General features: G+C 51.2%; 9 protein-coding genes. 6 read left to right on the forward strand and 3 right to left on the reverse strand.

Annotated elements, in window-relative coordinates; all coding sequences use genetic code 11:
• From AC0IM9_RS18385 to AC0IM9_RS18405, 5 genes are read left to right on the forward strand one after another with little or no spacing between them, the layout of a single operon-like run.
• Positions 1 to 633, forward strand: coding sequence for an IncC plasmid conjugative DNA transfer DtrJ family protein (locus tag AC0IM9_RS18385; RefSeq protein WP_444512304.1), 633 nt, complete (start codon positions 1 to 3; stop codon positions 631 to 633).
• A 14-nt stretch (positions 634 to 647) separates the two neighbouring features.
• A complete protein-coding gene (locus AC0IM9_RS18390) occupies positions 648 to 1,139 on the forward strand; it encodes a thermonuclease family protein (RefSeq protein ID WP_482804953.1) in 492 nt (163 codons plus the stop codon).
• Positions 1,136 to 1,498, forward strand: coding sequence for a hypothetical protein (locus tag AC0IM9_RS18395; RefSeq protein ID WP_482804954.1), 363 nt, complete (start codon positions 1,136 to 1,138; stop codon positions 1,496 to 1,498). Before AC0IM9_RS18390 ends, AC0IM9_RS18395 begins: the two co-directional genes overlap by 4 nt.
• Before the next feature lie 16 nt (positions 1,499 to 1,514).
• Positions 1,515 to 2,927 (forward strand): MBOAT family O-acyltransferase, encoded by a 1,413-nt coding sequence (locus AC0IM9_RS18400; RefSeq protein WP_482804955.1) that lies wholly within the window; start codon positions 1,515 to 1,517, stop codon positions 2,925 to 2,927.
• Entirely contained in the window at positions 2,899 to 3,936 is a 1,038-nt protein-coding gene (locus tag AC0IM9_RS18405; protein ID WP_482804956.1) for a hypothetical protein, read from the forward strand. Before AC0IM9_RS18400 ends, AC0IM9_RS18405 begins: the two co-directional genes overlap by 29 nt.
• 185 nt (positions 3,937 to 4,121) lie before the next feature.
• Here the strand turns inward: AC0IM9_RS18405 and AC0IM9_RS18410 are convergent, their stop codons facing one another.
• Together AC0IM9_RS18410 and AC0IM9_RS18415 are read right to left on the reverse strand one after the other, a co-directional pair.
• Positions 4,122 to 4,538, reverse strand: a complete 417-nt coding sequence (locus tag AC0IM9_RS18410) for a PIN domain-containing protein (RefSeq protein ID WP_096876862.1) — start codon at positions 4,536 to 4,538, stop codon at positions 4,122 to 4,124.
• A complete protein-coding gene (locus AC0IM9_RS18415) occupies positions 4,525 to 4,758 on the reverse strand; it encodes an AbrB/MazE/SpoVT family DNA-binding domain-containing protein (RefSeq protein ID WP_096876861.1) in 234 nt (77 codons plus the stop codon). Before AC0IM9_RS18415 ends, AC0IM9_RS18410 begins: the two co-directional genes overlap by 14 nt.
• A gap of 1,197 nt (positions 4,759 to 5,955) precedes the next feature.
• Here AC0IM9_RS18415 and AC0IM9_RS18420 point away from each other — a divergent pair.
• Positions 5,956 to 12,342 (forward strand): NACHT domain-containing protein, encoded by a 6,387-nt coding sequence (locus AC0IM9_RS18420; protein ID WP_482804957.1) that lies wholly within the window; start codon positions 5,956 to 5,958, stop codon positions 12,340 to 12,342.
• Positions 12,343 to 12,563: 221 nt separating this feature from the next.
• Here AC0IM9_RS18420 and AC0IM9_RS18425 read toward each other — a convergent pair whose 3' ends face one another.
• Positions 12,564 to 13,742: a 5-methylcytosine restriction system specificity protein McrC gene (locus AC0IM9_RS18425; RefSeq protein WP_482804958.1), complete on the reverse strand. Its 1,179-nt coding sequence runs from the start codon at positions 13,740 to 13,742 to the stop codon at positions 12,564 to 12,566.
• Positions 13,743 to 13,818 lie beyond the last annotated feature (76 nt).

Here is a 13,818-nt window from a genome sequence, read left to right on the forward strand (position 1 = left end):
ATGACCAAGAGCCTCATTGTCACCTTGATCTTGTGGGCGGCCGAAGTATTTTTGATTGCGGTATTGGTGTCTGACCAATGGTTAACCAATATGCAAGATGCCGAAGACCGGATGATCATTGAATATCTGGGCGCTGACAACGATCGGCGGATTCGGGATGAAGCCAATGCGGTATTCAACGCCATGCTGGTGGAAACCGGGATTCAACGTAACGTGTACCATTTTTTCATCCCCACCGTTGCCGAGCGCGAGAAATCGGTTGGGTTTGAACATTTCGGGCAGACCGATTATTTCCCCCTCGTCCAAAGCAAATTGGACGTGCTATTCGGGACGTTTTACCAATCGTTGCGGCGCTTTTTCTTACTGTTGTCCTGGTGGCCGTTTTTAATCGCCGTCGCCATACCCAGTGCGGTGGACGGCTTGGTGCAACGCAAAATCAAGCAATCCAACTTCGATTATTCCAGCCCGTTGGCGCACCGGTATAGCTTCTACACCGTCATCGGCATTATCTACTTGCTGCTGCTCGGCTTGACCTTCCCATTTCCGATCCCGCCGCAGGCGATGCCGATGGCCTGTGTCGGCATCGCCTTTGCGATGAACGTCTATTTTGCTCACACCCAGAAACGGGTATAACCAGGAGAACCTGTATGAATCCATCCGGACAGACCGGCCGCTTAGTAGTCCTGTTAAGTCTGTTTCTTCTAGCAGGTACCGCTCAGGCACAGAGACTGGTTGGTGTCGTAATAGGCGTGCACGACGGCGACACGCTGACCTTGCTCACCGACGACCGGCAGACCTTAAAAGTGCGCTTGGCCAAGATCGATGCGCCTGAACTCAGTCAAGCCTATGGTCAGGCCGCCAAACACGGACTATCCGACACCACCTACCGCCGCCGAGTTACGGTCGAATATACCCAGCAAGACCGCTACGGCCGCATTATTGGCCACGTCGACATGGAAGGGCGGGACGTTAACTTGGCACAAGTGGCACGGGGCTTGGCCTGGGTGTATCGGCAATACAGCAATGATCCGGTATTTCTTCAAGCCGAGCGCACCGCTCAAGCTAGTCACCTCGGGTTATGGCAAGATCCAAATCCTATTGCCCCTTGGGAATTTAGACACGCCGAGGATGCAAGATGAAGATGGCGAAAGCGAATCCGGCAGACCTCGATATGGCCCTTGAACTGGTGTACGCGTTGGAGGCCATCAGTAGCCGATACGGCGCCACCATGCCCGAGAAAATCGCCAAACCACAAGACGATGAAGACGACGCCGAACCCTTTTCTGTTGATGACAGTGAGAATTGCCGGCGTGTGTGCGAATACCTGATTCGCGTGGCACGCAGCGCGTCCTTGTTCCGCGTCGTCATGGGAATGACCGTGTTGCTGGATCCGACAAACAAGGTCGTGGACCCCACCGCCAGCACATTGGAGCATCACCCCGACACGCTAGCCGCACTGGCGGCAATGGCCAAGTCTGCGTCGGACGGCACGGAATAACAGAGGAGACGTCGGCATGCTGTTTACTGCCCCTGAATTCATGTACCTGTTTCTGCCGGCGACCGTGCTGTTGTGGTGGTGGCTCATGTCGCGACACTACGGAGAGATCGCGCAATGTTTCATCGTCGGCTGCTCGGTGCTGTTCTATGCAGCATGGAGCGCCGAGTACGCCTTGCTCTTGGTCGTCAACGCCTTACTGAATTTCTATTGGGGCAAACGGATTGCCGTTACTCACTCCAAAATCAGGTTAGTCTTGGGCGTTGTGTACAACCTGGGGCTTCTGGCCTACTTCAAATACGCCGATTTTCTGATCGAGACCAGCAACGCGCTGACCGGCAGCCAATGGCCATTGCTGCAGGTGATCCTGCCGCTCGGAATCTCGTTTTTCACCTTTCAGGCGATTGCCTATTTAGTCGATTGTGCCAAAGGCCGGGTGGATGATTTCGATCTTGGCCGTTTTGCGTTTTCCATTTCGTTTTTTCCGCATCTGATTGCCGGTCCGATCCTGCATTATTCCGACATCATGCCGCAGCTCCGGCAAGGCATCCGCTTCGATCCGGAACGCATGACCAAAGGCTTGTTCCTGTTTGCGGCCGGACTGTCCAAAAAGACCGTGATCGCCGATCGCCTGGCGGCCGTGGTGGATCCCTTGTTTGGACTCAGCGATCAGCTCACCGTGTGCGAGGCCTGGGTAGCGGCCGTGGGGTATGGCTTGCAAATCTACTTCGACTTCTCGGGCTACTGCGACATGGCCATCGGCGTCGGATTGATGTTCGGACTCGTGCTCCCGCAAAACTTCGCTTCGCCGTATCAAGCCGGTACGATCGCCGACTTCTGGAAGCGCTGGCATATCACGCTCTCGCGGTTTCTGCGCGACTATCTTTACATCCCCTTGGGCGGTAACCGGCAAGGCTTTTATCGTGGATTGTGGGCCGCGGCCATCACGATGCTACTAGGCGGCTTATGGCATGGTGCCGCATGGACCTTCGTCGCCTGGGGAGCGATGCACGGCGCCATGATCGCGCTTTATCGGCTATGGACCAAGACCGGTTATACGATGCCGGGTTATCTGGCCAGAACCTTGACCTTGCTTGGAGTGTTTTTCGCCTGGGTGCTATTCCGGGCGGCGAGTATTGACCAGGCACTAGACATCTGGCGGGCGATGTTGGGACTCAACGGGATATCGGTGCCGGTCATGCTCGCCGGCTGGTTCGGGTCCGAGACGGTTCCGATATCGGGGCTGGTCAACGGCCTGGACATGCTCGCCATCGGCTTCCTACTGGCGATTTGTCTACGCTACCGCAATGCACAAGCGCAACTCGACACTTTCACCCCGGATCTGAAGGCGCTCGCGACGTTTGCCGGTTTAATCTTCGCCGGCACCTGGCTATCGGCAGCCCATGAAAGCTTCATCTACTGGTCGTTCTAATTTCGGCCATTTCTGGCGTGCTGCTTTGGCCGTGAGCGTGTTGATTGGCGGGGCGATGCCGGTGTGGAATTGGCTGGTGAATCCCTACCAAGTGTTCGATGTCGACCAAGGCATCGGCGAACCTTATACGTCGCCGGCGACCAACGAACGTTACCGCAAAGTGAGCCATCTGTTGAATCAGATATCGGCGCCGGACCCGGAGCAGCCGATTGATTGCCTTCTGGTCGGGTCATCGGTGATGGGCTTGCTCGACCCACGGCTCTTGGCGCAGTATTTCCCTCAAGGCCGGTGTTACAACCTGGCATTCTTGGCGGGGCGGCCGGGTGAGATCCTAGCCACGTTAAAAGCGCTGATCGCGCAAGGACTGCCGCTTAAGCACATCGTCTACGGATTGGAGCCGTTCGCCTTTTCCGACCCGGTAAACGACGGCCCAGCCAATCGATTGCATCCGGTCGTGACCGGCGAATCGCGCTGGAAATTCTATTTGAATTACCTGTTCGAACCCAGCCTTGGCGATGGGATAGGCTACCTGTTCGACGCCTTAAACCACACCATTTCCGTTAGATACGATATAGACCATACCGGCCGGTATCAGTTGGTCCGGTACGAGACGGAAATACAGAGAAACGAAACTAAATTCGTCAACAGACAATTCGAGCAGGGTAGGGGACCCAAGTCTGTTTCGCCTTGGATAATGACGCGATTCGACGAGTTTAAATCGCTGGTGGAGTTTTTAAATAGCCAACAGATCGAAGCTTATTATTATTTGAACCCGCTACATCCGAGTATTGCGAAAGTCTACGGGACATCGGGATTGGAGGAGTTCAAAACCCGGATTTCGAGTAGAACAGGTGGCCGGACTATTCCCGACTGCTCACTCTTGCTGAGTGAAAACGCGAATATCCGATTTTACGATTACAAGCATTTTCGGACGACGGAATCGACAACGGTGTTGGACTGTGCGTTAGGAAATGGCTCAAGTCAAAGTCGACAGCAGAGTGGCAGGTGATCGACAGACGTATTTGCACACTTGAAATGATACAGGATATCGAGTGGAACACGACAGACCAACGGAGCGAAAAACGCGTCATTTGGGGCTGGGGACGTGCGGCTGCTTTTACAGAAACCTCGCTTGCGGTTGAAGCCTAGGAACCCACCGAATCATCTTCCTTTGGGGGAGGCTGCGAAAGCTCTTTAGTTAGGAAGTGAAGGTAAAAATGGATTGTTAATGACTAACGAGCCAATAGCTTGACCATGTTGCATGTCTTCCGAATACAATATTGAGCACCCGGCGTCCAGCGCCGCGCTGACAATCATGCTGTCATACAACGAAAAACCAAATTGTTCGGCAATCGCCAAACCTTGTTCGTGGATGCTGACGCTCAAAGCTTGAGTTTCACAGATACTTCGGATAACCGACAAGGTTTCGCGGATTTCGACATACGTCATCTTCAGCTTGCGCGACGCTACCGACGCAAATTCATTCAACACCTGCACATTGATTACTCCGCCGAAGGCGATAATCTCTTCGGCGCGGTCTGCTTTTTGATTGTCCTCAGACAGTAAATACAGCAAGACGTTGGTATCGAGAAACGGCTTAGCGGTTTTCATTCGCTTCCAGGCGGTCAAACTTAAAATCAGCGGGTAGGCGCCCACGAAATTGATGCAATTTGGCTAACAACGTCTGTGCCGAAGGTTTTTTATCTAGTTCAAATACCCGTTCGCCGACGATATGTACTTCAATGTCATCGCCTTCCTTTAACTCTAACGCTTCTACCACCGTGGCGGGCAAACGAATAGCTAAACTATTACCCCATTTTGCGACTTGCATGTGCCTCTCTCGACTCATTAAAAGATATACATAGCACATTGTATATCCATGAGGCGATGAATGCTATTGCCTCTCATGTTTAACCCTAAGCCGATGATCGAAGTCTGCGGAAACCCCGCCGTTCTGGCGCAAACCAGCCACACATTCCGATTAAAACCGCCACCGGTGTTAACCGGCGTGTAAATTATTCCAATTTTTGATCAAAATGAGCGTCCAACTCTTTCTAGGATGACAAAGGCTTTGGTTTCATTGAACAAATCGCGGTAGAGATGACTTTGCACTCTTTGGTGTGATTCAAGGCAGCGGTCGGAAAAGCCCGAAGGAAGTCCTGCGCGTGGTCATGGAAGTGACTTCGAGGCCCAAAGGTCCGCAAGCCGAAAACGTGACCCCTTTATACTTGTCGAAGCAGTGGCTCAGCAAGGCGCGAAACCAAATCCTAACTAAGCTATCGTTTTTATTATAGGGAATGCCTTGAAATTGCTATTATTTAACATAATCCATCTTATGCGAAGTCACACACACTGTTAATGCAATAGAGTCATGTCCTATCTTGGGCGACGTTGAAATGTCCTATTCAGAGTCACTTAACCACGGGTTTGGCCTCCATCGGCGCTGCTGAGAATGGCGCCTCTAGTTCCCACTGTCCAGCCGCGATTGTTATCGATGAAAGAAATACTGTTTAGTCTCGGCCGAGCCGATGAGTTCGCTTGAAAAGATAAGCGTGACTGACAAAGCTATAAAAAAATTGATCGCTGGCAGTAGCTAACGCGGGAAATGCGGCTTGGTTTGATCGGATGCTAGCATAGCAACAGAGTTCTAATGTGAAATGCAACTGACGGGCGCTCATTACAGCTGAACCTGCATTCATCCGCCGAAAACCAGGATTATTTGCAATTGACACCAGTTCCAGAAACTCAGCGTCGAGAAAACTGCGCCTTCCCAATTTTTGTCATAAAAAATTAGTGTTTTTTGGGGAAATAAAAAGTGGTTCAAAGCCGCGCTATCTGTAGCGTGGCAAAAATTTCTGTGAAACAATTTTGTCGTTTGTTTAAACGTACCCAAAGTTAAGAACCCAAGCATAGTGACTAAATTATCAAAATGATAAGAACTCGAAAGGGAATAGATAAAGTACGAGCCTCCAGGGACGGCCATGAGTTTCATGAGGCCTGGGCCGCACGCGAGGCGCTTAAGCTCGTAATGCGGACTAACGACTTGGTGGGAATTGCCGTTGAGGGTCTTGCGCCCGCTGACCAAGCAGGAGCTTCGGCAGAAACGGTAGAAGTTGCCGACCTTGTCTTGTACTACGGGAAGACCCCGACATTTGATCGTGCGCGTTTTGTCGTCATTGTCCAGATGAAATATTCAATTAGCTCGGAGCACGTCCCATACCGTGCAAGCGATGCAAAAAAAACGATTGAAAAATTTGCCGCCGCTTTTCGGGATCATAAAAGTAAGCACGAGGCGGAAGATGTTAAAAAGAAGCTCTCCTTTGAGCTGATAACGAACAGGCCTATATACCCTGAATTTGTCAAAGCAATAGATGGTCTAGTGTCCGGCATCCCATTGAAAGGGGAAGCAAAGAAGCAAGCCGATCAGTTCACGTCCGCATGTGGGCTTACGGGTGATGAACTCACTCAATTTGCACAAAAGGTCAAGGTTACTGCGGTAGCTGGAAACCTCAGACAAAATAAGCAACACCTATTCCGTGTTCTGGCCGACTGGTCAGTTGCTCCTGACGCTATGGCACGTGCAAGACTCCTTAACATTAGGCAATTGCTTCGGGAAAAAGCCGGTTCAGCGGGTGAAAGGAAAAACGTCATTACGCGGACGGACATTCTCGACGCGCTGGAGCTCCAACGCCCTGAAGACCTTCTACCTTGCCCAGCCTGCTTTCCGGAAGTCGGCAATGTCGTCGATCGCGAACAGTTGTCAGTCGTCGCCTGCAGAATTCCCGACATAGACAAGCCCTTCCTGATTCACGCAGATGGTGGTGTCGGGAAAACAGTCTTTATGCAAAGCCTCGCGAAGATTCTTGGCGACACTCACGAAACCGTTCTTTTTGACTGCTTTGGTGGTGGCGCTTACCGCGCGCCAGAAGATGCGAGGCATCTGCCTAAGCGGGGTTTGATTCACATCATTAACAAACTTGCATGTGATGGCCTGTGCGATCCTCTCCTGCCAATCAACGAGAACATCGAGGAGCTTGTCAAAGCCTTCCGGATCCGACTCGCTCAGGCGGTGGCGACATTGCAAAGAGGATCGCTAGGAAAACAGCTCCTGCTGTTCATTGATGCGATTGATAACGCCGCCGAACATGCGATAGACAAAAGGGAGTTAGCGTTTCCGAAACTTCTACTTGAGAGCTTTCACCATAACGGCAACGTCTCTGGGGTTAAACTCATCGTAAGTTGCCGAACATATCGCCGCGATATCTCCATAGGGAATATTCCTCGTGAAGCTTGTGAGGAATTCAAGCTGGAACCATTCAGCTCCGCAGAAGCGAAGAAGTATCTTCGCAACCGCATTCCTTTGGTAACCGACACCCAAATACAAGTCGCGTACTCTCGTTCGGAAGGTAATCCGCGGATACTAGAACATCTTGCGCTCAGCGACAGAGGACTGCTTGAACCATCGGAAATTAATAACGTAATAAAGCTCGACGACCTCTTAAAGGGACGCATCCAGAAGGCCCTTGGGCATGCACTGAAGCAAGGCTACAAAGAAACTGACATCAACGCGTTTCTTGCCGGCATGGCGGTTTTACCGCCTCCCGTGCCGCTTGACGAATATGCAGATGCACACAGCATGCATCTCAGCGCCGTGAAAAGTTTCGCTGCTGATCTGGCTCCTCTACTGGAGCAGACAAGACATGGATTGATGTTCCGTGATGAACCCACCGAAACGCTTGTTCGCGAAGTTTACTCGACCAATGCTGAAACGCTGGGAGCCCTTGCCGAGAATCTCTTCAAGAAGCAAGAAACCTCGGTATATGCGGCGAGTGCACTTCCCGGCCTTCTTCAGAAGCTTGATGACTGGAAACTGTTGTTCGATCTGGCATTCGATGAGCGCTTTCCAAAGGCAATTACGAGCACCGTGGGCAAGCAGAACATACGCTACGCAAGGCTGAAAGCTGCCGTTCTTCATGCGGCGCGGAAAGAGGATTTCGACCACCTAGTTCACTTGTTGGTGGAGTTATCGACTCTCGCTGCTGTCAATCAGCGTGGTACGGACTATGTGCTGGAAAATCCCGATCTGGTTATTGCCTCACACGATGTCGATGCAACCAGACGGCTTTTCGAGACACGTACCCGATGGCCAGGAACCCGTCACGCGATGCTTGCGATAGCAAGTACCTTGTCAGGCGACTCAAGCGACGCATCCCGGCACACAGTAAACGCCGACGAATGGATTCGGCATTTCTATCGTAAGGACGAAGAATACCGCATAAACAGAGGCGGACCGAAAAGGCTCGACATCGCATCTATTCCCCTGTGCCTTATTGCCCAAGGTCGCGAACGCGATGCTGCTCAATTCATGAAGGGATGGATGGATTGGTATGCATACGAAGTCGCTGAGCATATCTTCGCGTTGCTGCATCAAGCCGAGAATATGGGAACCATCCCTGCAGCCAACATTCATCGCTTTCTGGATTCGGTGAAATCGCAGCCCGGCGTCCTTGCAGGCGCTCTCTCTTACCTGGAACTCGATAATGCAACGCGTTGCCGTCTACTTGGTGAGCTTGCGAAAGCCTGCAAAAAAAAGAAGATCATTGAAACGAGTAATGACTTCCATCGGAAAAGGAACTATCTCGTTCAAGACGGTCTTCTGAAGGCGGCAGCCATAGCAATGGCCATGGAGATGCAGGCTGAGGCGCTGGCGATCACGGCTATCGTTCCATACAAAAGACCAAGCCTCTGGTCTTTCACGGATCGATTCTCCAACCAGGATGTGTTTCCATTTATCACCTACTCGGCCCTCCGCGCCGCAGCGGAATGCCAATCCGTAACCGACCAAGGACTTCTGCCTAAGGAACTCAGCGATTTTGGTGCGCGCATACCGAACGGTATACAGGGTGATGCTTTTAGGAAGATGCTCAAGGCTATGTTGGAGGAGCACTTCAAGTCACAACAAGGATTGTCCGACGAGAAGAAGTCCATGACCTATGACACCAAGAATGACGCAGAACGCTTTATTGATGAGCGGCTTGAGCCACTTCTTGAGATGTCTCATGCATTCACAGCAATGCTTTCTTCCAGCGCCGAAAAGGGCGACAAATCATTTCTGGAGCTGATTGATGTGTGGATGAGGCTCAGAAAGAAACGGGAGCGCTACTTAGCGATTCATGAAAAGAACTTGTTCTTCGATCTGCTGGGCTGCCAGTGCCTCATCTTTTCGCTTTGGGCACGTAACGATCTAAAAGCTTCTTCGATAGAAGCATTTGTGTCGACGGTAAGCCAAGAAGGCATCGCACCGGCTTCAACACTTATCCAGATCATTGCGATTCTATCGAAGAGACCTGATCTTCAAGAATTGGCCGGAAAGACGGCGATAAATGCCAAAGCCCTGATTGAGCGCGAGGATGAAGTTAGCTATCGGGCTTCTCTATTTGCACAGTTGTCCAGGGCAATCATGCCGGCAAGCTTCGAGGAGGCAGCGTTCTATTTTCGCTCCGGCCTTGAGCAGATGGACGCCATAGGTTCAGGCGATTATCAGTTCACGAATGAACTGCTGCTTTTTGCTGCGGAGCTACGAGGCAATGAGTTAGAAGAAAGCGACTTCCATACCCTTTCCAATATTTGCGAACTTAATATGTCATCGGACGAAGAGAAATTTCCATGGGCGGCGTTCGCAAGGGGGCTAGCTCGGACGTCAGGGTGCAGAACGCTAGCAAAGCTCGGGAGGTGGGATGATCGCGACAAGATATCGCTGGACTACACGTTGCTGCCTTATCTCACTGTGCTCATTGAACAGGATAAGATAGACCCATCCACGGCTCTCGGGTTGCTTCGCTTATCTGACCCTGCAGAGCTGTGGACGTGCGGCACCGAGCAATTGGCAGAAGTAATCGAGGGAAAAAAGTATCCGAATTCGAAGGAGTTATTGACCGAGCTGATCTTACAGTTCGAGCAAAATAATCCCGGCGTCTTCATGCCAAGAACTCTTGCAACGCTTCATAAGATAGCAGAACGAGAATTCGGCAAAAATTCTGAGCAGAGTACCTATCTAGCACTCGCTACGCCGAAGTTTGAAAAGCTTTGTGCCGAAGGGAACGAAAATCGAAACTATCACGGTGTTCAAGATACCCGACAAGCAACTAAATCAATTGATAACGAAGAAGATATCAGGTGCGCCCTGAAGAAGATTGAGGATGAAACGGATCCCGCCGACGAAGCGTCAATGTCGCTGGCAACCGATGCTCTGAATGGCATGCTACATGTTTTTGACTTGAAGAGCGGGTTTTTCGAGAACCTGCGGCGAAAGCTCAAGTTTGCTGAACGATCGAAATATATTCAGCTCATCGCACGGCTTCAGACTCTCGATATTTACACAAAGTTGCATGAGCTGAAAGAGTGCAAAGCAAAATGGGGTATATCCTCTGCGGCCCTCGACACAGTATTCCGCGATATTGGGGTGCCCCTTGTTCAGATTCACGCTGAGGATTTTGTGGATCATGGCTATCTGTCTGGCTCCTATCTGCAGGGGATAGTCGAGTTGTCCGGTATCCCGCGGCCAAAGTTGGCACTTGAGTTGATTTCGATATTTGCAGCACCTGATGCACACCTGCCCGCATCCATCTGGATGGATTTTGCGGCAATCGTCACTGAGAATACCAAGCATGGCGAGGGGCAAACCGCTCTCAAAAGATTGCTGAACAGCAACTCCGCAAAACTCACTTCCACGGTTGTAGATGGTGTTTGGAAAGACGACCTCTATCCAAAAAGTGGCGAGACAGACATTGCTGCCGGGCTGGTGTGGCTCAAGCTTGGGTCGCCTTCCGCGGCCTATCGATGGAGGGCTGCCCACAGCATCCGATGCTTCGCTCGTTTCGGAAAGTGGGACATCATTGACGAACTCATCGGAAAATACCATTCCACGGATGCCCATCCTTATCAGGCTCCAGAGCTTCCCTTCTACTTTCTGCACGCTCGGCTCTGGCTGTTGATCGCAATTGCTCGAGTCGCAATCGACTACCCGCAGAATATAGTGAAGCATGTGGAAGCACTGAAAGGCATTGCATTTGACAAAAATTTTCCGCATATTTTGTTGCGCCACTTCGCGGCGCAAGCTCTCTTGGCCTGCGTGAACAGCGGCTGCATTATCTTATCAGAGGACGATGCTAAGGCGCTGAAGACGGTCAACGAGTCATCCTTCCCGAAAGAAAAAACGAAAAAGTACCCTTTCAATTCATTTTACCAAGGCCGTCCAGACTCCATGCCGGAACCAAAGCCGGAATTCCACCTGGACTATGATTTTGACAAGACTGATGTGACCAGAATGAGCGCCCTCTTCGATCGATCAAGATGGGAAACGAAGGATGCCATGACAGCATGGGTGCGTAGGTTTGATCCCCACATAACAAGTATGTACGAAAGTGGCGGGCATTCCGTAAGCCACCGAAACCCCATCAGAGGAATGACGGCTCGGTATCATGTCTATGGGCAACAACTGGGATGGCACGCGCTCTACCTGGTGGCAGGAGAGTTCCTAATGAAGTATCCGGTGGTACAGCGCCCATACGATGACGTCGATTCATTACGTGAGTGGCTGAGACGCGAATTGCTCACGAAGAACGACGGCCTGTGGCTTGCTGACGGCGTCGATAGGCCGCCCGTGGACGTGCAAGTAAACCTCTATGAGAAAGGAGAGAAAGCGCTTGTGCTTACCTGCGACAAAGCAAAACTTCTCTCTCTCTTGAATATCGAACCGGTTATAGCTGAGAAATTGGTTGTCGCTGGTGACTGGCGCTCGGCGGATGGCATCGAAATTCATATTACGTCGGCCTTGGCATCTCCTCTCCAGGCTGAGCAACTGGCGCTCCAGTTATCGCGGGAAGACCCATTTCAAGCGTGGCTGCCGCGAGTCGAAGAGTCCGACGGTGGCGATGAATATTCACACGCCGAGAGCGAACCTTACGAGCCATGGATCGTCTGGCGTTCCACCGAAATGAGCCTCGATGAAACCGACCCTTTAGGTGCGAATTCCGCGGTGCGAAGACTTCACTTTACGAAGTCTATTAATGATATCAGCTCTCTGAAGGCAGTGGACTCTTTCAATCGAACATGGACCGATGCGATGGGTCGAGTAGTAGTACACTCGGAAGCATGGGGGCGCAACCGAACTAACGATGAAGACAAAGCAATTAGCGCCGAACGACTTGTTTGCAGATCAGACTTTCTGAAAAAGGTATTACTGGAACGAAATGCAGAGCTGCTGTTGCTAATAATACTTCGCCGATACGAAACAGGACATGGCAGCCGAGATAGTCAGTTTTGGCATACGACGGCGGTAGTCAGGGTTAAGCAATCACTGAATTTGGAGTATTACCCAGGCTTTGGTAACGAGTTGCATGTATCTACCTTCTAGGATGCTTGGCATTAATTAAATTAGACTCAGAAAATCAGATTCAAACCATCCCAGGAGTACAGCGAATGTATACAAGGATTCGTGCGAAATTGGGCAATAGCGGCTAAGCTAATGTGATTAGATTCTAGAATGCCATTTTTCGTTATCCGTTTTTATGTGATATTTAGGAGGGGGAAGCCTAAACCGACAAAATTAGGAGTGGCCCAGTTTAGCCTTTTCGCCTACTGCAGATGTTCAAGCCAACCTTGCAGTTTATGCGTCGCCATTGTAATGTTATGAGGGATGGCCAAGAACGCAATGCGCTTGTCGCTATCGAAGCGCCAAGGGCTGTTCGCCTCCGCTGGTGCGAGGCCATCCATTTCTGGATTCTCCGGGTAAGCCAAAATGCCCCAAGTCTTTTGGTTCTCACTGCCGTGATAGCTGCTAAGATAGGCTACCATCTGATAGAGATCTTCACGCTGCGGCCCCCACGGTGTATAGGCGGTTGGATGGATCGACTTGTACTTGGCATCCACAATCCCTTTGATGACATCATCTTGAAACAACAGTGCATCCGGTATAAGTGTACCCAACTCTTGCCCGCTAACTTCGCTGGTCAACAGTTTCCGCGACATATGTAACTCGCGAGTACCATGTTTCACAATCCAAGGTAAACCTAGATGTCTAAGCGAGCGTAGCACATGCAGTTCCCACAGCTCTGCGACATCGAGTAACACTCCCTTGGCTTGACCAGAGGTATTGACTTCAGCTGACAAACCGCGGCGGTTCGCTATCTGACGCGATAACTCGGCAATCTGAGCGAAGCCAGCGGTAATCGGGGTGTAACGAATACGATCCAATTCTGCTTTGGTTGGGACTCGTGGCCGAGCTCCAGTGACAGCCCTTAGTTGTGGTAAAAGTTCCTTCGCTCGTGGCGGTAACCAGCTCTCGTCTGGTAACCAGCGATGCAGCACATCGTATGCCGCAACAATAGCCTCGCTAGCAGCATGATGCAGCGACTTCGCTGAGCGTACAGAGATGACTTCCGGACTTTTTCTCGCAAATAAATGCATTGAGGCCGCTACACCCAACCGGCCCCTGATTACTGCACCTTGGCTTGATAGTTCATAGCGTAAAGCAGGTAATCCATGACGGGCTGCATTGATGAAACCGTGCGCCCACACAGAAGCCAGTAATTGTGCAATGAAGGTTTCGTCTTCACGCAGCTGACCTGGAGTATCGACCAGCACCACCGACGTGGCTTCGAATAACCAATGACGCAATGAAGCTAGGCCGAAGCGTGGCAAAATGGTCAACCGCTTCCCTTCGAACTCTATGGTACCGACATAACGGCCAGCCCACCAAGTCCCATCCCGCTCGCAATAAACAATGGGCTGGTCATCTTCCCGATGGAATGACATCGGTATGACTAGATCGTTATGACAAACACTTGCCGCTAACTGCCGTAGCCATGCAGCTTGGGCTAAATCCGGCTGA

The organism is Methylomonas sp. Uni0011, assembly GCF_056850255.1.